The organism is Streptomyces sp. NBC_00237, assembly GCF_026342435.1.
Taxonomy (GTDB): domain Bacteria; phylum Actinomycetota; class Actinomycetes; order Streptomycetales; family Streptomycetaceae; genus Streptomyces.
Window position 1 is genome coordinate 177,632 of the sequence record NZ_JAPEMT010000002.1, and the last position, 19,840, is coordinate 197,471.

Annotated in this window: 19 protein-coding genes and 1 tRNA gene; 14 read left to right on the top strand and 6 right to left on the bottom strand. The window is 71.8% G+C overall.

All coding sequences use genetic code 11. The features are described 5' to 3' along the window. The first annotated feature begins 287 nt into the window (after positions 1–287). The 5 genes from OG897_RS15140 (at position 288) to OG897_RS15160 (ending at position 5,556) form a co-directional block, all read left to right on the top strand. A complete protein-coding gene (locus OG897_RS15140; RefSeq protein WP_266657072.1) occupies positions 288–683 on the top strand; it encodes a molybdopterin-binding protein in 396 nt (131 codons plus the stop codon). A 60-nt stretch (positions 684–743) separates the two neighbouring features. Further along, complete coding sequence (gene modA / locus OG897_RS15145) at positions 744–1,556, top strand: molybdate ABC transporter substrate-binding protein (protein ID WP_266657073.1); 813 nt, start codon at positions 744–746, stop codon at positions 1,554–1,556. Positions 1,557–1,671: 115 nt separating this feature from the next. After that, complete coding sequence (locus OG897_RS15150; protein WP_266657074.1) at positions 1,672–3,672, top strand: ABC transporter permease; 2,001 nt, start codon at positions 1,672–1,674, stop codon at positions 3,670–3,672. Positions 3,673–3,843: 171 nt separating this feature from the next. Then, positions 3,844–4,506: a DUF4360 domain-containing protein gene (locus OG897_RS15155; RefSeq protein ID WP_266657075.1), complete on the top strand. Its 663-nt coding sequence runs from the start codon at positions 3,844–3,846 to the stop codon at positions 4,504–4,506. A 216-nt stretch (positions 4,507–4,722) separates the two neighbouring features. Beyond that, entirely contained in the window at positions 4,723–5,556 is an 834-nt protein-coding gene (locus tag OG897_RS15160; RefSeq protein WP_266657077.1) for an NAD(P)H-binding protein, read from the top strand. 45 nt (positions 5,557–5,601) lie between these two features. On the opposite strand, the gene OG897_RS15165 is transcribed toward OG897_RS15160, so the two are convergent. Further along, positions 5,602–6,450, bottom strand: a complete 849-nt coding sequence (locus OG897_RS15165) for a hypothetical protein (protein ID WP_266657079.1) — start codon at positions 6,448–6,450, stop codon at positions 5,602–5,604. Between the two features lie 180 nt (positions 6,451–6,630). On the opposite strand from OG897_RS15165, the gene OG897_RS15170 reads away from it, so the two are divergent. From OG897_RS15170 to OG897_RS15180, 3 genes are all read left to right on the top strand, one after another. After that, entirely contained in the window at positions 6,631–7,767 is a 1,137-nt protein-coding gene (locus tag OG897_RS15170; RefSeq protein WP_266657081.1) for a MerR family transcriptional regulator, read from the top strand. 138 nt (positions 7,768–7,905) lie between these two features. Next, the gene (locus OG897_RS15175) at positions 7,906–8,226 is read left to right on the top strand and encodes a DUF6355 family natural product biosynthesis protein (RefSeq protein WP_266657083.1); all 321 of its coding nucleotides are present in this window, start codon (positions 7,906–7,908) and stop codon (positions 8,224–8,226) included. Between the two features lie 124 nt (positions 8,227–8,350). Further along, the gene (locus OG897_RS15180; protein WP_266657085.1) at positions 8,351–9,415 is read left to right on the top strand and encodes a serine hydrolase; all 1,065 of its coding nucleotides are present in this window, start codon (positions 8,351–8,353) and stop codon (positions 9,413–9,415) included. Between the two features lie 28 nt (positions 9,416–9,443). Here OG897_RS15180 and OG897_RS15185 read toward each other — a convergent pair whose 3' ends face one another. After that, positions 9,444–10,100 carry a C39 family peptidase gene (locus tag OG897_RS15185; RefSeq protein WP_266657087.1) on the bottom strand — a complete coding sequence of 219 codons (657 nt, stop codon included), beginning with the start codon at positions 10,098–10,100 and terminating at the stop codon, positions 9,444–9,446. Positions 10,101–10,195: 95 nt separating this feature from the next. Continuing rightward, a complete protein-coding gene (locus OG897_RS15190; RefSeq protein WP_266657089.1) occupies positions 10,196–11,446 on the bottom strand; it encodes a metallophosphoesterase in 1,251 nt (416 codons plus the stop codon). Positions 11,447–11,771: 325 nt separating this feature from the next. Between OG897_RS15190 and OG897_RS15195 the strand changes: the two genes are divergently transcribed. The 6 genes from OG897_RS15195 to OG897_RS15220 all read left to right on the top strand — a co-directional run bounded on the left by OG897_RS15195 (position 11,772) and on the right by OG897_RS15220 (position 16,824). After that, positions 11,772–12,434: a winged helix-turn-helix domain-containing protein gene (locus tag OG897_RS15195; RefSeq protein ID WP_266657091.1), complete on the top strand. Its 663-nt coding sequence runs from the start codon at positions 11,772–11,774 to the stop codon at positions 12,432–12,434. Next, entirely contained in the window at positions 12,431–13,792 is a 1,362-nt protein-coding gene (locus tag OG897_RS15200; protein ID WP_266657093.1) for an MFS transporter, read from the top strand. Before OG897_RS15195 ends, OG897_RS15200 begins: the two co-directional genes overlap by 4 nt. Before the next feature lie 74 nt (positions 13,793–13,866). Continuing rightward, a complete protein-coding gene (locus OG897_RS15205) occupies positions 13,867–14,703 on the top strand; it encodes an SAM-dependent methyltransferase (RefSeq protein WP_266657095.1) in 837 nt (278 codons plus the stop codon). A gap of 230 nt (positions 14,704–14,933) precedes the next feature. Further along, positions 14,934–16,046 (top strand): mechanosensitive ion channel family protein, encoded by a 1,113-nt coding sequence (locus tag OG897_RS15210; RefSeq protein ID WP_266657097.1) that lies wholly within the window; start codon positions 14,934–14,936, stop codon positions 16,044–16,046. Positions 16,047–16,173: 127 nt separating this feature from the next. Further along, positions 16,174–16,250: transfer RNA gene (locus tag OG897_RS15215), tRNA-Pro, on the top strand. Positions 16,251–16,323: 73 nt separating this feature from the next. After that, positions 16,324–16,824: a DUF309 domain-containing protein gene (locus tag OG897_RS15220; RefSeq protein WP_266657099.1), complete on the top strand. Its 501-nt coding sequence runs from the start codon at positions 16,324–16,326 to the stop codon at positions 16,822–16,824. 29 nt (positions 16,825–16,853) lie between these two features. Here the strand turns inward: OG897_RS15220 and OG897_RS15225 are convergent, their stop codons facing one another. From OG897_RS15225 to OG897_RS15235, 3 genes are read right to left on the bottom strand one after another with little or no spacing between them, the layout of a single operon-like run. Next, a complete protein-coding gene (locus tag OG897_RS15225; RefSeq protein ID WP_266657101.1) occupies positions 16,854–17,498 on the bottom strand; it encodes an LUD domain-containing protein in 645 nt (214 codons plus the stop codon). After that, a complete protein-coding gene (locus tag OG897_RS15230; RefSeq protein WP_266660191.1) occupies positions 17,495–18,895 on the bottom strand; it encodes a LutB/LldF family L-lactate oxidation iron-sulfur protein in 1,401 nt (466 codons plus the stop codon). Before OG897_RS15230 ends, OG897_RS15225 begins: the two co-directional genes overlap by 4 nt. A gap of 56 nt (positions 18,896–18,951) precedes the next feature. Continuing rightward, positions 18,952–19,707 carry a (Fe-S)-binding protein gene (locus tag OG897_RS15235; protein WP_266657103.1) on the bottom strand — a complete coding sequence of 252 codons (756 nt, stop codon included), beginning with the start codon at positions 19,705–19,707 and terminating at the stop codon, positions 18,952–18,954. Positions 19,708–19,840 lie beyond the last annotated feature (133 nt).

Below are 19,840 nucleotides of genomic sequence, written 5' to 3' on the forward strand. Positions count from 1 at the left end.
CTGACAAGACCGGCAAGACTTTAGGTGCGAATCGGGCGCCCCCCGCACCACGAAATCCGTCGGACATGTGTCCACTTCGGCGGGGAGTTGAGGGTTTGCGCAGCTCAGGAGCTTTCCCGATGATCCGGCGCACACCGGCGGGCGCTCTTGCACTTCACTCCCCTGGATGCGCCCGCGCGCCCCTTTGGGCGCCCCTTCGGTCATTCGTCCAAGCAGGCTGGCACCTGCTATGTGGCTTCCACTCAAAACCTTGCAGCTGCGCAATAAAGTCGTTTATCTTGCCGCACATGCAGTCCTACACAATCGGACAAGCGGCTCGCCTGCTCGGCGTCAGCCCCGACACCGCCCGCCGCTGGGCCGACGCGGGCCGGGTCGAGACCCACCGCGACGAGAGCGGCCGACGCGTCATCGACGGCCGCGCGCTGGCGGCCTTCTCCGTCGAGGTGGGCCAGAGCGCCCCCGGCGAGGACGAGGCTTCCTACACCTCCGCCCGCAACGCGTTCCCCGGCATCGTCACCGCGGTCAAGCTCGGCGACGTGGCGGCGCAGGTGGAGATCCAGGCCGGGCCGCACCGACTCGTCTCGCTCCTGACCCGGGAAGCCGTCGAGGAACTGGGGCTGGAGGTCGGCATGCAGGCCACCGCCCGCGTGAAGTCCACCAGCGTGCACATCGACCGCACCTGACCCGACCCGCCCTTCCCCCGCTTCCCTTCTCCCTGCTCGTACGCAGCCCAGGAGCACCGCATGAAGACCTCAGCAGTCGGCCGCCGCACCGCGGCGGCCCTGTGCACCGCAGCCCTGCTCGTCCCGCTCAGCGCCTGCGGAGGCGGCGACGACAAGCCGGACACCGGGAAGAAGCAGAGTGGGGCGGCCGGTGAGTCCGCGGCCTCCGGGGGGAAGCTGACCGTCCTCGCCGCCGCCTCGCTCACCGACGTCTTCAGGACGGCGGGCGCCGCGTACGAGAAGACGCACCCGGGGACGAAGGTCACCTTCTCCTTCGCCGGTTCGCAGGCGCTGGCCGCGCAGGTCAAGCAGGGGGCGCCCGCCGACGCGCTGGTGACCGCCGACACCAGGACGATGGACGGGCTGGTCCCGGACACCGGCCAGCCGTCCGTCATCGCCAGGAACCGCCTGGTCATCGCCACCGGCAAGGGCAACCCGAAGAAGGTCGGCGGCCTGAAGGACCTCGCGGACAGCAAGCTCAAGGTGGTGCTCGCGGCCCCCGCCGTGCCGGTCGGGCGGTACAGCCAGAAGGTCCTCGACGCCCAGAGGATCACGGTGCAGCCGGTCTCCCAGGAACCCGACGTGCGCTCGGTCCTGAGCAAGGTCGCGCTGGGCGAGGCCGATGCGGGCATCGTCTACCGGACGGACGCCTCCGGTGCGACGGACAAGGTCGACGCGGTCGACATCCCGGACGCGCAGAACGCGGTCGCCGCGTACCCGGCCGCCACACTGAAGACCTCGAAGAACGCGGCTGGCGCGGTCGAGTTCGTGACGTGGCTGTCCTCGCCGGAGGCGCAGATGATCCTTCAGGACGCGGGCTTCCAGAAGCCGTAGCCGCAGGTCGGTCACGCACCGCGGACGCATCCCGCACCGCAGGTGGATCACGTACAACAGGACGTCCACGCCCCACTCCCCCACCACGGGCGACCGCCGAGCTCAGGAACCGCCGATGAAACGCCTCCGCCCCCGCACCCGCACGGCGGGTTCCCGCGCTCCCCTGGCGCTGGCCCTGCCCGCGGTGCTGGCCGTCGCGTTCCTGCTGATGCCGCTGGTCGGCATCCTCACCCGTACGTCCTGGGGCGCAGTCGGCACGCACCTGACCAGCCCCGACGTCGTCGAGGCGCTCCAGCTGTCGCTGTACGTCTCCTTCTGGTCGCTTGCTCTGTCGCTGCTGCTGGGGGTGCCGCTGGCCTGGCTGCTGGCGCGGGTGGAGTTCCCGGGGAAGGCGCTCGTACGGTCGCTGGTACTGCTGCCGATGGTGCTGCCGCCGACGGTGGGCGGGGTGGCGCTGCTGCTGGCGTTCGGGCGGCGGGGGGTGCTCGGGCCGTGGCTGGAGGAGACCTTCGGGATCACGCTGCCGTTCGAGACGGCGGGGGCGATCGTGGCGGCGACGTTCGTCGCGATGCCGTTCCTGGTGATCAGCCTGGAGGGGGCGCTGGGGGGCCTGCGTCCTCGCTACGAGGAGACGGCGGCGTCGCTGGGCGCTTCGCCGGTACGGGTCTTCCTCACGGTCACGCTGCCGATGGTGGCCCCCGGGCTGGTCGCGGGGGCGGCGCTGACCTGGGCCCGCGCGCTGGGCGAGTTCGGGGCGACGATCACCTTCGCGGGGAATCTGCCAGGGACGACCCAGACGCTGCCGCTCCAGGTGTATCTGCTGCTCCAGGAGGATCCGGAGGCGGCGACGTCGGTGTCCCTGCTGCTGCTCGTGATCGCGATGGCGGTACTGGTGGGCCTGCGGGGACGGTGGACGGGAACGCCGCGTCCGGCCGCCCGGCGTCGCACCGCGACTCCCGACCCTGATCCTGCGCCCGGCCCCGACCCCGGCCCTTCGCCCAGCCCCGCCCCCGGCCCTGCCCCCGACCCGTCGGCCGGAAACGCATCGGCCGCCGTACCCACTCCCCCGCAGCCCACCGCCACGTGGCCCCTGCACGCCGAGGTCACCGGCTTCAACGAGCTGAGCCTCGACGCCTCCCCCGGCACCACGCTCGCCGTCGTGGGCCCGAACGGGGCGGGCAAGACGACGCTGCTGCGTGCGCTGCTGGGGCTCACTCCGCGGGCCCACGCCCGGCTGCGGCTCGGCGACGACGACGTCACCGGGCTGCCGCCGCACAGGCGCGGCGTGGCCTGGGTTCCGCAGGACGGGGCGCTCTTCCCCCACTTGAGCGCGCTCGGGAACACGGCCTACGGCCTCCGGGCGCGCGGGGTGCCGCGTGCGGAGGCACGCCGGAGCGCACAGGAGTGGCTGGACCGGCTCGGGGTCGGTGCGCTGGCGCACCGCAAGCCCGCCGAGGTGTCGGGCGGCCAGGCCCAGCGCATCGCACTGGCCCGGGCCCTGGCCTCACGCCCCCGACTGCTGCTGCTCGACGAGCCGCTGTCCGCGCTGGACCAGACGACCCGGGCCCGGGTACGGCACGTGCTGCGCGTGCACCTGGCCGGGTTCGGCGGGGTCTGCCTGATCGTCACCCACGACCCGGTCGAGGCGGTGTCGCTGGCCGACCGGGTGCTGGTGCTCGACGGGGGGCGCGTACTCCAGGACGCACCCCCCTCCGACGTCACCCGCCATCCGCGTTCGCCGTGGGTGGCGCGGATGCTGGGGCGCAACGCGTGGCCGGGCACCGCGGCCGAGGGCGGGGTACGACTGCCGGGGGGCGGGACGCTGGTTGTGGCGGATCCGTTGCCGGTGGGCGCCCGGACGCTCGCGATCATCGCGCCGGAGGCCGTGGCCGTGCACCGGGAGCGGCCGGGCGGCAGCCCTCGTAACGTCTGGCCGGGAACGGTCCGCGAAGTCACCTCCAGCGGCAGTCGGCTGCGCCTGCTGATCACGTCGCCGGAAGCCCCCGACCTGGTCGCGGAGGTCACGCCGCAGGCGGTGGCGGAGCTGGGGCTGGCGGACGGGGTGCCGGTGTGGACGAGCGTGAAGGCGACGGAGGTGACGGTGGTGGAGCTGTGACGAGCACGAGACGGACCGTCCAACGCTGACGCCCCGGAACCCGAACTTCACGGTATAAACACACAAAATCACCCATCGTGCGCAATTAGTGACTCTGTGGTCAAATTCGGTCATCGGTGACTCCGTCGAGCCAGTTCGAGTGGGGCGCCGCACGACCCGAAGGAAGTCCCCATGCTCAGAACGGTGTTCATCGGCGCGGCCACCGCCCTCGCCACGGCCGCACTCGTCCCCGCCGCCGGACCGGCGAGCGCGTCGTCCCCCGGCGCAGCCGCACCCGCGGACCAGGTCACCGTCAACCTCGTCCAGGTCAACGGCTCCGGGTGCCGACCGGGCACCGCGTCGGTGGCTGTCTCGCCCGACAACACCGCCTTCACCGTGACGTACAGCGAGTACCTGGCCCAGGTCGGCACCGGTGCCAAAGCCGTCGACTTCCGCAAGAACTGCCAGCTCGGGCTGCGGGTGAACGTCCCGCAGGGCTACACCTACGCCGTCGCCACGGCGGACTACCGGGGCTTCGCGGACCTGAAGTCCGGCGCGTACGCGACGCAGAACTCCAGCTACTACTTCCAGGGAATGTCGGGTACGGACCGCCGCACTCACAGACTCCAGGGCCCTTACACGGGCAACTGGCAGGCCACCGACAAGACGGGCATCGAGGCACTTGTCTTCGCCCCCTGCGGCGCCACCCGGAACTTCAACATCAACACCGAGCTCCTGGTGAACGGCGGCAGCTCCGACACCGCCCGGACCAACAGCTTCATCGCGATGGACTCCACGGACGGCAGCTTCAGCACGAAGTACCACTTCCAGTGGAAGAAGTGCCCGGTCCGCTAGTCCCCCGACGGGTCACACCACGCCCCGCCCGCCCCACCAGGACCGTGACGCGTTCCGGCCGGAACCGAACGGTGGGGCGCGGCGGGGTCACACGCCACCCACCGGCAGGCGGCCTCCCCGTGTGCTCACCGAGAGGTTCTCAAGTCGCTTGACCTGGAGCGTGGTTGAGGTTCTACCGTGTCGTCTACTTGATCACCTGACGACGGGAAACCCACCATGATCCTCGTGACCGGAGCCACGGGAAACATAGGCCCTGCCCTGCTGAGGGAGCTGCACGCGGCCGGTGTCGGGCCGTTGAGAGCGCTCACCCGCGATGCCGCGCGGGCCGTCCTTCCCGACGGGGTCGAGGCGGTGGAGGGCGACTTCGCGGACCCGACGTCGTTGAAGCCCGCGCTGGAGGGGGTGCGCTCGCTGTTCCTCCTGTCGCGTCTGGGATCGGACGCCGAGATCCTCGAAACCGCCCGCCAGGCGGGCGTGGAACACATCGTGCTGGTGTCGTCCATCACCGTCCAGACCCACCCGCACCTCGGCCCCGCCGCCGAGAACCTGGAGGTCGAGCGGTTGCTCAAGGCGAGCGGCATGGCCTGGACGATCCTGCGGCCGACGCAGTTCGCCTCGAACTCCGTGATGTGGGCCGATGCCATCCGGGGCCACGAGACCGTCCGCGCGCCGTACGCCGAGACCGCGCTGCCCACCCTTCACCCAGGGGACATCGCAGCGGTGGCGCGCGTGGCGCTGACCGAGCCCGGCCACCACGGCCGTACCTACGCCCTGACCGGGCCGGAACCGGTGACCGCCCGTCAGCAGGTCGAGGCCATCGCAACGGCACTGGGCCGGGAGGTTCCCTTCGCCGAGATCAGCCGCGAACAGGCCCACGCACAGATGGCCGCGGTCTTCGGCCCCGAGGCCGCCGACGCGGTGCTCGACGTCACCGGCGGAGACGTGAACCCCGAGCTGCTGATGGTGCGCGACACGGTCGCGCAGGTCACCGGAGCGCCTGCCCGCCCGTTCCACCAGTGGGCTTCGGAGAACGTCGACGCCTTCCGCTGAATCCCCCGGGGGTTCCCCGCCCGGCAGGGCGGCACGTCCCCGCACTCACGCGGGGCGGGCGGATTCCAGGAAGCCGTGAAGCGAGTACTTCAGGGCGGTGACGAAGGCGTCGCGGGTGGGGGCGTCGACGCGGTCGAGGGAGAGGTAGGGGTTGAGGTCCTCCAGTTCGACCAGGAGGAGGTCGCCGTCCCGCGTGCGGCAGGCGTCGACGCGCTGGATGCCGTGGGAGAGCGTGTTCCAGGCGATGAAGCGGTGGGCGAAGGCGAGGTCGGCCTCGGTGGGTTCGTACGGGACGAGTTCCCAGCGGCGTTCCGGGTCCGGGGCGTACAGCGCGTACTGGAAGGCGTCGTCGACGTAGGTGAACGACACCTCGTACCGGAAGTCGATGCGGGGCTGGATGAGCAGGGCCCCGGTGGTGAAGGCGGGCAGGTCTTCGCGGCGTACGAATTCCAGTCCTATGGAGTCCGCTCCCGCCTTCGGCTTCACCGCGTAGAGGTCGGTGGCGGGGAGCGCGGGGAGGTCTTCGAGGCGGTCGACGGTGGGGATGACGGGAAGGCCCTCGGCGGTGAGGTCCAGGAGGTACTGCTTGCCCGCCATGTCGGCGCGGCCGGTGAGCGGGTTGTAGACGCGGACGCCGTCGGCCAGGGCGCGGGTGCGGAAGGCGTCGTAGCCCTGCTGGTAGTGCAGGACGGGGCCGCTGTTGCGGACGAGGAGGGCGTCGAAGCCGTCCATGAGCGCGGCGGCGTCCAGTGGGTGGCAGAGGGCGACGTCGAAGTCCTCGCGGAGGGCGGCCGAGAGCTGGATGTCCTCGTCGCAGTAGCGCCGTCCGCGTGCCGGGTAGGCGAGGTCGGTCACGTACAGGAGACGGGAGGCGGGGGCGGGGCTGGCGGGCACGGCAGGTTCCTGGAGTGTTCGCGGGGCGTGGGCGTTCAGCCTATCGGCGGGTGCGAACATGCTGGTCAGGGGGTGGGGAGCCGCCTTCTTGAAGCAGTTGGTTGACCTTGTCCCTGGGGCAAGGCCCAGCATCGGCGGTGCCGGGCCGGACGGGTCCGGCGCGGGGAGGGAAGAGAGCTCGTGGGAACGGCGGATGCGGGGTTGTTGACGATCGGGGCGTTCGCGAGGGCGTCCCGGCTGTCGCCGAAGGCACTTCGGCTGTACGACGAGTTGGGGCTGCTGCCTCCGGTGCGGGTCGATCCGCTGACCGGGTACCGCTTCTACGCGGCCGGGCAGTTGGAGCGGGCGCGTCTGGTGGCGTGGCTGCGAAGGCTCGGGATGCCGTTGGCGCGTATCCGCGAGGTCTGTGCGCGGGACGCGGCGGGGGCCGCCGAAGAGGTGCGGGCGTACTGGGCCGATGTCGAGGCCGACACCGCGCACCGCCGGGACCTGGCCTCTTTCCTCGTCGGTCACCTGTCGCGGAAGGAAACGATCATGAGTAGCACGGCAGCACCGCTGGAGATGCGCTACGCCGCCCTGTCGGACGTGGGGCGGGTGCGGGAGAGCAACCAGGACACCGCGTACGCGGGGGCGCGGCTGCTCGCCGTCGCCGACGGATTCGGGGAGGCGGGCACGGCTGCCGGGGCCGCCGCCGTGGACGTACTGCGGCGGCTGGAGTCGGATGCCTCCACCGTCACGGCGGGTGGCGTACTGAACGCGCTGGAGGACGCCGTGGAGGAGGCGCGGCGTGCGGTGCGCGGGGCGGCGGCCGGGGACCTGCGGGAGGGGCAGGCCGGGACGACGTTGACCGCGATGGTGTGGACAGGGTCGCAGCTGGCGCTCGTGCACATCGGGGATTCGCGGGCCTATCTGCTGCGGGACGGCGGACTGTTCCAGATCACGACGGATCACACGATGGTGCGGTCCCTGGTGGAGGAGGGGCGGCTGACGGAGGCGGAGGCCGCCTCGCACCCTCAACGGGCTTTGCTGGCAAGGGCTCTGACCACGGAGGCCGACGCTCCCGATGCGGTGGCCGACGTACGGGTGCAGGACGCGCTGCCCGGCGACCGGTACCTGCTCTGCTCGGACGGGCTGTCGGCCGTGGTGCCCACGGGTGAGATCCGGGAGGTGCTGACGGGCGTCGAGGACCCCGACGCGGCGGTACGGGAGCTGGTGGGCCGGGCGAACGCGCTCGGCGGCCCGGACAACGTCAGCTGCGTGATCGCCGACGTACGCCGTTCGGGCGGCGACTCCACCCCTGAGGGCGAAGGGGCGTGACTGCGCGGGGCTGAGGGCGCGAGGGTCGGCGGGTGCGCGGTCGGGTCGCCTCCGGGTGCCCGACCGCGCACCCGTGGCCGCCGGGTGTGCGGCCTGCCTGCCTTTCGTGCCTTCTTGCCCTGGACCAGGAGATTCCCCATGCGTGTTCACCGTTCCCTGCTGACCGCCTTCGGCGCCGTCGCTCTCGCGCTCGCCCCGATCGGCGCGGCGCACGCCGCCACGGCCACGACCAGTTCCGTCCCGGGGGCTGCTGTCGGGGCCGTCAAAAATCCGTGCGGGTTCTACAAGACGGGCAGCGACGCCTTCTACCACCACTGCACGAACGACGGCTCGCACGTCATCATCAAGGTGGACGCGAACTGGGCCCCGGACTACGAGCGTTGCGTGTACCCGGGTGAGACGTGGCTGGGAGCAGCGAACAAGATCAACGGTGCGTGGTACACGGGACGCACCTGCTGAACACCGGCTGCCCCTCGTGCTCGGGCCGACCGCGCGTCCTCGCGGATCGGTCCGGGCACGACCCCGGATACGATCTTCCTGCAACTCCGGGGTGGCCGAACCTCATCGCAGGGAGCACACGTAGATGACGAAGACGGACAGCGGTGTCCCGTGGGCGGCCGACCGGGAGTCCGGTGACTTCGAACTGGCCCTGAAGGTCCGGCGCGCCCTGGGCGCGCCGGGGAACTTCCACACCGTGTCGGTGGCCCTCCTCGCATCCGGGGAGACCCGTTTCGCCTCGCTCGGCACGGGGCGCACGGACGCCGGGGGGCCCGCGACGCCGGACACCTCCTTCGAGACCGGTTCGGTGGCGAAGGTCTTCACCGGCATGCTGCTGGCCGCGCTCGACGGGGCGGGCACCGTTTCGGCGGACCAGTCGGTGGCCTCGGCGCTGCCGGACGCGCGGTTCGCGCACGCCGGGGCCGCGTCGGCGACGCTGGCCGAACTCGCCTCGCACCGCTCGGGGTTGCCGAGGCTGCACCATCGGGCGGGCCTGCTCACCAACCTGCGGCTGGCGCTCGCCGTCGCGCGCGGCCGTGATCCGTACCGGGCCATGGGCGTCGCGGAATTCCTCAGGCACGCCGTCGCGGTGGCACCGACGCAGGCGCGCGGCACCTTCGCGTACTCGAACCTGGGGATGTCCCTGCTCGGCCACACTCTCGGCGCGCACGTCGAGGGCGGCTATCCGGCTTTGCTGGAGCGGGAGTTGCTCGCCCCGCTCGGGATGAGCGCCACCGAGGTGCGGACGACGTACGAGCCCGTCAAGCCCATTGCCTCCTTCGCGGGACCGCACGCTCACACCGGCAAGGCCCTCACCCCGTGGATCTCCGCGGGGTACGCGCCCGCCGGTGTCGGCATGCGGTCGACGGCGCGGGATCTGTCACTGCTGATCCGGGCGATGCTGGAGGGGAACGCGCCCGGCGCGGACGCCGCCCGTCCCCGCTACGCCGCGGACGGCGACCGGGTCGGGTTCGGCTGGATCACATCGGCGCGTGACGGGCGCGCGTTCACCTGGCACAACGGGGCGACGGACGGCTCGCGTTCCTTCGTCGGCTTCGACCGGGAGCGCGGACGGGGGGTCGTGCTGCTCAGCAATACGGACCAGGACGTCGACGCGGTCGGCGCGCGGCTGGTGCTGGACGACGACTGAGGCCCCGCCAGGGTCGATTGACAGTGTGTCAGGTCGTGCGACCGCCCAGGACCACGCCCCGGCCCGCGTAGAAGCGGTGCAGTTCGGACCACGGGATGCGGGCGAACTCCTGGGAGCGGCCGTGGAATCCGGACGGGTTGTGGACGAGGAGCGCCTCGGCGTCGTAGCCGACGGCGAGGACCAGGTGGCCGCCCCTGCGGGGCGGATCGGTCGGCGGCAGTTCCCGTACGGAAGGGTGGACGGAAAGCATCAACAGCCGCCCCTGAGCGAGGAGTTGGCGGATCTCTTCGACGGGGAGACCGGGCCGCGACTCTGCGGTGAGCGGCCAGCTCGCCTCGGCGTGTCGGGCGAACGGGGCGTAGATCAGCCCGTCGAGGCCGCCGTCCGCACGTCGTACGTACGCGCCCGCCTCGACGCAGGCGGCGGCCAGTTCCATAGCCGTGGGGACGGGCAGGTTCCAGTGGGCGAGGGTCATGCGCAGACAGGCCATGCCGCACAGCCGCCAGGACCACCAGTCGTACTCCTGGGGCGACCGCGCCCCGTAGGCGCGCCACAACGGGTCCTCGGTGGCCGGGAGCCGGCGGGTGACGATCGCCTCGGCCAGTTCGGGCGAGGCCCACTGGGAGAAGTACGGGACCGGGTGGACGACGGTGCCCGGGAGAGCCGTGGTGCTGGAGGTGCGCATGGTCGCCCATTGTGCCGCGCGGGTACGGCCCCGGGGCGGGCGGGTCACGCCCCGGGGACCGGCCGCCGGCCGGGTACCGGCCGGTCGGGTGCCGATCAGCCGCGCGCCGCTCCGGCGGGCTCCGCCTCCCTGGCGTGTACGGGCGTGGTGGTACGGGTGGTGTGGGCGAGGCGGGCAGTACGGGTGGGGACGTCGACCGTGTAGGCGTCCACGGTCATCGCCCGGTCGGAGACCTTGAGCACCATGAAGCCGTGGTCGGAGAAGTTCTGCCAGGTGGCCGGGTGGTTCGCATGGGCCTTGCCGTCACCGGACTTGGAGGAGGCCCCGCAGACGATCTGCCGGGTTCCGGCGGTGCGCGTGGTGGGCTCCAGGAGCTGGAGGGTGTGGTCGTGGCCGGAGAGGATCAGGTCGGCGCGGCCGACGACGACCTCTTCGTAGAGCTCCTTGAGGTGGATGCCACGGGTGTAGTGGCCGATCAGGAAGCCGTCGTACGTACCGGCGCTGCCGTGCTTGCCGTTGTTGAGGTACGGGTGGTGGCCGATGACCACCTTCCAGCGGGCGCGCGAGGCGCCCAGCGCACCGTCGAGCCAGGCGCGTTGGGCCCGCATGTAGGGGCCGTTCCAGTAGTAGTGCGGGTCGAGCTGGGCGACGGTGGAGGCGACCGGGTTGGTGTCGAGGGCGAAGAACTCGATCACGGGGTCGGTGCCGCCTGCGGGGAGGGCGGCGGTGTAGTAGCGGCTGGGCATGTACCAGCGGCGCGAGGAGCGGGCGTAGGAGACCTCGCGGTCGCCTCGGGAGGGGTCGCCGCCGCTGCCGGGGATCAGGCCCGAGCAGTCGTGGTTGCCGAGGACCATCAGCCAGGGGATGTCGATGCCGGTGTTGGGCTCTTCGAACTTGGTCTGGAACTCGGAGTCGGTGTCGGACTCGGGGCCGTTCTCGTAGATGTTGTCGCCGAGGCCGACGGCCAGGCCGATGCCCTCGCGGCGGCAGACCTCGCGGGCGGCCGCGGCGACGGCGTGCTGCTCCTCCTCGCCCGTGCCCGCGTCTCCGGTGACGAGGATCGCGAACTCACCGTCGGAGTTGGGGCGTTCGGGGAAGGGGAAAGTGTCGACGGCAGCGGCGCGGGGCCGGACGGCTTGCGGGGTACGGGCCCCCGCCGCGGCCGTTCCCGGCAGCACGGCGAGTGCCGCTCCGGCGGCCGCGCCGCCCAGCAGGGCGCGTCTGCGCACCGTGCTCATGGCACGGACGCGGTCGCCGACGGACCCGTCGGCCAGCTCGGGTTCGGCACGCAGCCACTGTTCTTCGCTGAGGTCGGGGCGGGGAGGGATGAGGTCGTCGTCGCACATGTATGCGTTTTCCCACATCACGGCGGAAGGACGGGAGTCAGAAAGGCGAACGCGGGGCGGAGGTATGGAGGCGACTTTGTGTACGGAGCCGGACGGGGGCGGGGCTTGGGCGGATCGCGGCGGATTTGCGCGCCTCCGGGAGGACCTCGTACCAGCCAGCGCCGGTAGAAGGTCATCGCGTCCCGGGCCGAGCAAGAAGTGAGCAGCCAGCTGCGGCCGTCCGGGGCGGCCCCTCCGCAGAGCGTGGCCAGGAGGCAAGATTTCCCCAAACTATTTCTGCAAAATTACTTTTGCAGAGTGCGGGTTCCCGCTTACGCTGCCGCACATGGTCAACGAAGAGCACGCGGAAGAACCGGCCGGACGGGAACGCGTCCTTGATCCGACGCAGGACGCGGCGGCCCTCAAGGCCCTCACCCACCCCCTGCGCATCCGGCTGCTCGGGCTGCTGCGACAGCACGGGCCGGGCACGGCGAGCGAACTGGCGGCCAGGACCGGAGAGTCGTCCGCCTCGACCAGCTACCACCTGAGAGTGCTGGCCAAGTACGCGTTCGTCGAGGAGGCGGAGCACCGGGACGGGCGGGAGCGGCGCTGGCAGTCCGTACACACCATGACCACGTGGAACAACGAGGCCATGGAAGCCACCCCGGAGAGCCGTGCCTTCGTCGACTTCATGCGCAGGCGCCAGATCGACCACCTGCGGTTGGCGCTGGTCCAACACGAAGCGGACATGGCGGGCGGTCGGCTCGGACCCGAGTGGACCGAACCGTCCGGGATCAGCGACGCGATGCCCCGGCTGACCCCCGAGTCGCTGAACGAGCTGCGGGTGGCGTACGAGGCGAAGCTGGACGAGCTCACCGCGCGCGACGAGAAGGACCCGCGCGCGGAACAGGTCATCGCCGTGATCGCCGGGTTCCCTCTCGCTGACCCCAACCATCCTTCCCCTGAGGCAACTCCCGGGATGCCGGACAATTCTGACAGAGCGTCATGACCGGGCCCTCCCTCCTGGTGGCCGAGCCCCCCGCGCTGCGCACCGCGCGCCGCCGGTACACGGCCGTGACGTTGCTCTTCTGGCTGCCGATCGGCCTGGGGGTCGGCACTGCCGTCCTCCTCTTCTCCGAACGCGGCCTCGGCCCGGCCGCGGTCGCCTCGTGCTACGCAGCGCACTCGATCACCGCCGCCCTGCTGGAGCTGCCCACGGGCGGGCTCTCCGACGTGCTGGGCCGCCGCCCGGTGCTGGCAGCGGCCGGGCTGCTCAACGTCGCCGCCCTGGCGCTCCAGGCCGTGGGCACCTCGCACACACTGCTGGTCGTCGGCATGGCACTGATGGGGGCGGCGCGGGCACTGTCGAGCGGGCCCGCGGAGTCCTGGTACGTGGACACGGTGCACGCCCACGCCGGGCCGGACGCGGACCTGCGCACCGGGCTGGCGCGCGGCAGCTCCGCGCAGTCCGCCGGGCTGGCGATCGGCACCCTGTCCGGCGGCGCGCTGCCGTGGCTGCTCGGGCTGGGCCCCAACCTCGGGGCCCGGCTGTCCGAGGCGACAGGCGGGGCCGTACTCCCCTTGTCCGTACCGAAGTTGATCGGTGCGGCGGTCGAGGTCTGCTTCGTCCTGTACGTGCTCTCCGCCCTGCGTGAGCCGCCGAGGACCCCGACGACACTGCGCGCGATCTTCCGCGACGTGCCCGCGACGATGACGGGCGGCGTACGTCTGGGGATGAGCGAGGCGACGGTCCGCCGGGTGCTGCTCACCGCCGGGGCGACCGGGGTCGGCTTCTCCGCGGTCGAGCTGCTCGCGCCGGGGCGGGCCGCGGGTGTCACGGGGGCCGCGGAGTCGGGTGCGGTGCTGTACTCGGCACTGGCCTGCGTGGGATTCGCGGTGGCCGGGATCGGCGCCTCGCTCGCTCCGCTGACGGCGCGGGTGGCCCGCAGCGGGGAGCGGGCGGTGCTGGTCAGCCTGGCGGTAGCGGCGTGCGGGCTGTTGCTGCTGGCGGGGACGGCGGCGTTCGGGGGGCCTCTGGCCCTGGGTCTGGCGGCGCTCGGGTTCGTGGTGTTCTACCTGGGGGTCGGATCGGCGGGACCGAGCGAGAACGAGCTGCTGCACCGCCGGGTGTCGAGCAAGCAGCGCGCCACGGCACTGTCGGTGCAGTCGCTGTGCCTCCAGCTCATGGCGGCTACGGGCGGGTTGGCGCTGGGAACCCTGCCGGTGGGACCCTGGCCGTGGCTGCTGGGCGGCGGCGTGATGGTGGTGGGAGCGCTGCTGTGGGCGCGGCGGGCCCCGGCGGGGGCGGCGTCGGGGGCTGCTGGATTTCCGGTGTCGGATGGCGTCGTACTCCCCCGTACCGGCTGACCCATGGGCCACAACAGGGCACGATGGCCAGGAGCACGCACCCCAACGTGCCTGTCCGACAAAGGAGTTGGCAGATGACCTCTACGCCGCCCGCCGCCGACACGGCCCCCACCCCCGACCGGATCGAGATCGACACCAGCAGGCCGCACCCCGCCCGCGTCTACGACTGGTTCCTCGGCGGCAAGGACAACTACCCCGTGGACGAGGCGCTGGGGCGTCAGATCGTCTCGCTGGAACCGCAGACCAAGTACTGCGCCCGGCACAACCGTTGGTTCATGCAGCGCGCCACCCGCCACCTGGCCAGGACCGGCACCCGCCAGTTCCTGGACATCGGCGCCGGGATACCCACCGTCCCCAACCTGCACACCGTCGCCCAGCGGGTGAACCCCGAGGCGCGCGTCGTGTACGTCGACAACGACCCGATCGTCCTCGCCCACGCTGAGGCGCTGCTGAACAGCACCCCCGAGGGGGCGACCGCCTACCTCCAGGCGGACGCCCGCGAGCCGGACCGGATCGCCCGACTGGCCCGTGACGTACTGGACTTCACGGAGCCCGTCGCGGTGTCGCTGATCGCGCTGCTCCACTTCGTCCCGGACGCGGACGGGGCGTACGACGTGGTGGGGCGGCTCGTGGACGCGCTGCCGTCCGGGAGCCATCTCGTACTGACGCAGCTCGCGGGCGACGTCGACGTTGAGCGGACCCGGCAGGCGGTCGCGATGTACCGGGCCGGCGGGGTGACGCTCGTACCGAGGACGCGGGAGGAGACCGAACGGTTCTTCACCTCGAACGGGCTCGACCTGGTGGACCCGGGCGTCGTCTGGCTGCCGGACTGGCGGCCGCACCTCGGGGTGGGTGAGGAGCGGGACGGGACTGCGGTGCCGCTGTACGCGGGAGTCGGCCGCAAGCCGTAGCCGACGGCAGGGGCGCGGTGCGGATGCGGCAGGATGACGTCCGCACCGGACGGCCCGTCAGGGACGGCGCCCGTTCCGGTGTACCCGTGCGACCGGAATGAGCAGGTACTCAAGGTGACGACACCTCATATATGCCGCCCCCAGGGGCAATTCGACCGACGCCGTGCCGTGCTTCCGAGGGAGCGCTATGCGGTGGCGGTCCTCGTCGGGGCGAACCGGGGAGCGTACTGATGGAGCGCGCGCTCGCCCTGGGCGACCTGGTCGTCGCCGGAATCGCGGTGGCCGCGGGGCTCCTCGCCGCCCTCCTGCTGCGGATGCTGCTGCGCTGGCTGGGCGAGCGGGCCAGCCGTACGCGGTGGAGCGGTGACGACGTGATGGTGGATGCCGTACGGACCCTGGTCCCGGTCGCCGCCGTCGCCGCCGGTATCGCGGTCGCCGCGGCGGCGCTGCCGCTGACCGCCCGTACCGGACAGAACGTGTCCCGGGTGCTGACCGCCCTGCTGATCATGGCGGCCACCCTCACCGCGGCCCGGATCGCCACCGGGCTGGTGCGCTCGGTGGCGCAGTCCCGGTCCGGCGTGGCCGGGTCGGCGACGATCTTCGCGAACATCACACGCGTCGTGGTCGTCGCGATGGGCTTCCTGGTGCTGCTCCAGACGCTGGGGGTCTCGATCGCCCCGCTGCTGACCGCGCTCGGTGTCGGCGGCCTGGCGGTCGCACTGGCGCTCCAGGACACCCTGGCGAACCTCTTCGCGGGCGTGCACATCCTGGCGTCGAAGACGGTGCGGCCCGGCGACTACATCCGGCTCAGCAGTGGGGAGGAGGGCTATGTCGTGGACATCAACTGGCGCAACACCGTCGTGCGGCAGCTCTCCAACAACCTGGTGATCATCCCGAACATCCAGCTCGCGGGCACCAACATGACGAACTACAGCCGCCCCGAGCAGGAGCTCCAGATCAACGTGCAGGTAGGGGTCGCGTACAACAGCGACCTGGAGCACGTCGAGCGGGTGACGACGGAGGTCGTCGCGGAGGTCATGAAGGAGATCACCGGCGCGGTGCCCGAGCACGAGCCCGCGGTGCGCTTCCACACCTTCGGGGACTCGCGGATCGGGTTCACGGTGATCCTGGGCGTGGGCGAGTTCAGCGACCAGTACCGGGTCAAGCACGAGTTCATCAAGCGGCTGCACCAGCGGTACCTGGCGGAGGGCATCCGGGTGCCGGCTCCGGCGCGGAACGTGACCGTGGTGCAGGGGGAGCCCCGGGAGGATCTCGCTCCGTTGCTCTCGACGGGGATTCCGCAGCAGCGGAGCGGCTCGGCGCAGGAGCCGTCGGCTCCGTAGGGGACCGAGGGGTGCCTCCGCCCGGCGTCCAGGGGCGCCGGGCGGAGGCGGTTCGGACCTCCCGTGAAGGTGCGGTATTGTTCTCATGCGCGCCCAGCCAGGGGGAAAGCCCAGGTCAGACGCGCACCGGGACGTGGCGCAGCTTGGTAGCGCACTTGACTGGGGGTCAAGGGGTCGCAGGTTCAAATCCTGTCGTCCCGACCAGCGATTTCTCGCAGGTCGGAGCCCGTATCAGAGCATTCTGATACGGGCTTTTCCGCATTCCCGGGAGGAAACCATGGCCGAGAAGGACCGCAGTCAGGGACAGCGTGACCGGGACGGAGAGGGGCGGGCGCGCAACGCCCGGCCCCGGGACGGGCTCGGGCGGCCCCTCCCCTACGGGGCTCCGGGGGTGGAGCGGCAGCCGGAAGGGATCGTCCGCTCCCCCGACGATTCGGTGCGCGAGGCGCAGCGGCTGCTCGATGCGGGAATGCCGTTCCACGCGCACGAAGTCTTCGAGGACGCGTGGAAGGCGGGACCGGAGGACGAGGCTCCGCTGTGGCGGGCGCTGGCGCAGGTGGCGGTGGGGCTCACCCATGCGGCGCGGGGCAACGCCACGGGTGGGGCGAGGCTGCTGCTGCGCGGGGCGGCGGGGCTGGGCGCGTACGAGGGTGCGGACCACGGCATGGACCTGGGGGCGGTGGTGTCGTGGGCACGGGGACTCGCCGAGCGGGTGGGCGGGCCGGGGGCTCCGGCGGTGGACGCCGGGGCGGAGGCGCCTCGGCTGAGGGGGCGGTGAGGCGCGGGCTTGCCGGTTGGGCGTGCCGGTCACGCTTCGGTGAGGAGGACCACCTCCAGGGTGCGCGGGCCGTGGACGCCCTCGACCCTGTCCAGTTCGATGTCGCTCGTCGCCGAGGGGCCCGAGATCCAGGTCAGGGGGCGGGTCGGGTCCAGGCGGGGCATGGCCTGCGGGAGTGACGCGACGACCTGGGAGGGGGCGCGGACCACACAGATGTGGTGGTCGGGGACCAGGGTGATGCGGCGACGGCCCTGGTCGGGGCTGCCGTCGAGGACGATCGTGCCGGTCTCCGCGATGGCGAGGGCGCAGCCGGTGACGACGCTCTCGACCTGGTCGAGTTCCGTGGCGGTCAGGGCCGCCCGGTCGTGGACGCGGGCCGGGTCGGCCGCGGAGAGCCAGTGCGCGGGCAGGCCCCCAGGGACGAGGACGGAGGCCGAGCCGCGTTCCGCGAGCAGGCGCGTCAGCAGGTGCGCGATGTCGTCCTCGGTGGTGCGGTGGACGATGGCCCGGTAGTCGGCGAGGTTCTCGTGGAGGAGGTCGAGGACCGCTGCCGGGTCGTCGGGCGTGTGCGTGGTGGCGTACGAACGGAGGGGCTCGGGCGCTTCGGGGGCGTCGGCGAGAGCCGTACGGATACGGGCGAGGACGCGGGCCCGGCCGGACGTCGTCGGAGTCATGAGGTGCGGTTCCTCTTCCACCAGGTCCGGAACGGCACGGCGGGCAGCTCCGGAAGGTCGCGGGTGTTGGTCCAGGCCGCGCCGCCGGGGATGCGCCGGGGGTGGGCCTTGCGGGTCAGGGAGGCGGCGCGTTCGGCGGCGGTCAGGGCGGTGGGGTGGTCGAGGAGCCAGGTGGCGGACTTCATCGCCGCCTTCTCCAGGCGGTGGCCCTTGCCGCCCTGGTCGGCGACCTTCTCACGGAGGTGGACCAGGACCTCCGGGATGTCGATGGCGACCGGGCACACCTCGTAGCAGGCACCGCAGAGGGAGGAGGCGAAGGGGAGGGAGGCGTCCAGTTCCGATGCGGTGCCGCGGAGTTGGGGGGTGAGGATCGCGCCGATGGGGCCCGGGTAGACCGAGCCGTACGCGTGGCCGCCGGCGCGTTCGTACACCGGGCAGACGTTGAGGCAGGCGGAGCAGCGGATGCAGCGCAGGGTCTGGCGGCCGACCTCGTCGGCGAGGACGTCGGTGCGGCCGTTGTCGAGGAGGACCAGGTGGAAGGTGCGGGGGCCGTCGCCGTCGGTCGTACCGGTCCAGGTGCTGGTGTACGGGTTCATGCGTTCGGCGGTGGAGGAGCGGGGCAGGGTCTGGAGGAAGACTTCGAGGTCGCGCCAGGTGGGGACGGTCTTCTCGATGCCGACGACGGAGATCAGGGTCTCGGGGAGGGTGAGGCACATGCGGCCGTTGCCCTCGGATTCCACGACGACGAGGGTGCCGGTCTCGGCGACCATGAAGTTCGCGCCCGAGATGCCGACCTTGGCCCGGAGGAACTTCTCGCGCAGGTGCAGACGGGCGGCTTCGGCGAGGTCGGCGGGGCGGTCGGTGAGGTCGGCGGGGGCCGGGCGGCCCCATTCGCTCATCGTGCGGGTGAAGATGTCCCGGATCTCGCCCCGGTTGCGGTGGATGGCCGGGACGAGGATGTGGGACGGACGGTCGTCGCCCAGTTGGACGATGAGCTCGGCGAGGTCCGTTTCGTAGGCGGTGATCCCCTCGGCCTCCAGGGCTTCGTTGAGGCCGATCTCCTGGGTGGCCATCGATTTGACCTTGACCACTTCGCGCTCCCCCGTCGCCTTCACGAGGTCGGTGACGATGCGGTTTGCCTCGTCGGCGTCGGCGGCCCAGTGGACCGTGCCGCCCGCCGCGGTGACGGCCTCCTCCAGTTGCAGGAGGTAGCGGTCCAGGTGGCGGAGGGTGTGGTCCTTGATCTGCTTTCCGGCCTCGCGGAGGTGGGACCAGTCGTCCAGCTCGGCGACCGCTTTGGCGCGTTTGTCGCGGATGGTGTGGGTCGCGTGCCGGAGGTTGGCTCGGAGGGTGGTGTCCCGGACGGCGGATTGGGCCGCACGGGGGAAGGACGGCATGCCCAGATAGGTGCTGTTTGCGCCGTTCCTGTAGCTGGTGCCGGACGTGGGGGCGCTCACAGCAGGGGCTCCTCTTCGGTACTGGCCAGGATTTCGGCGAGGTGCAGGGCGCGCTGCGGGGAGCGCTCGCGGCGGAGCATGCCGCCCAGGTGCATCAGGCAGGAGTTGTCCGCGCCGCACAGGAAGTCGGCTCCGGTCGACTGCGCGTGACGGATCTTGTCCTCGCCCATCGCGGCGGAAACATCGGAGTTCTTCACGGCGAAGGTGCCGCCGAAGCCACAGCACTCCTCGGCGCAGGGGAGCTCTCTCAGTTCCAGGCCCCCGACCGCTTCGAGCAGCTTGCGGGGGCGGTCGCCGAGGCCCAGCGTGCGCAGTCCGTGGCAGGACGGGTGGTAGGTGACGGTGTGCGGGAAGTACGCGCCGACGTCCGTGACGCCGAGGACGTCGACCAGGAACTCGGTCAGTTCGTACGTGCGCGCAACGAGTGAGGCGGCGGCTGCGGCGAGGTCGTCGCCCCGTCCCTCCTTGGTCTGGAGACGTCCGATGCGCGGATAGTTGTCGCGGATCATCGCGGCGCAGGAGCCGGAAGGGGTGACCACGTGGTCGTACCCCTCGAAGGCGGCGGCGGTCCTGCGGACCAGTGGTTCGGTGTCGCGGCGGTAGCCGGTGTTGTACTGCGGCTGCCCGCAGCAGGTCTGCGCGGCGGGGAAGTCCACCTGGACCCCGAGCCGCTCCAGCAGCTTCACGACGGCGATTCCGGTGGCCGGGAACACCGCGTCGTTGACGCAAGTGACGAAGAGTGCGACGCGCATAGGTCGGAGGATATGCGGGTCACGGCTGCCCGGATAGGGCGTGATCACGATCGCGTGATCACGTTTGCGCATCCGGCTCGCGCCCGGTCCGTACCCGGCTCGCGCCCAGCCCGTATCCGGCCCGTGACCGGTT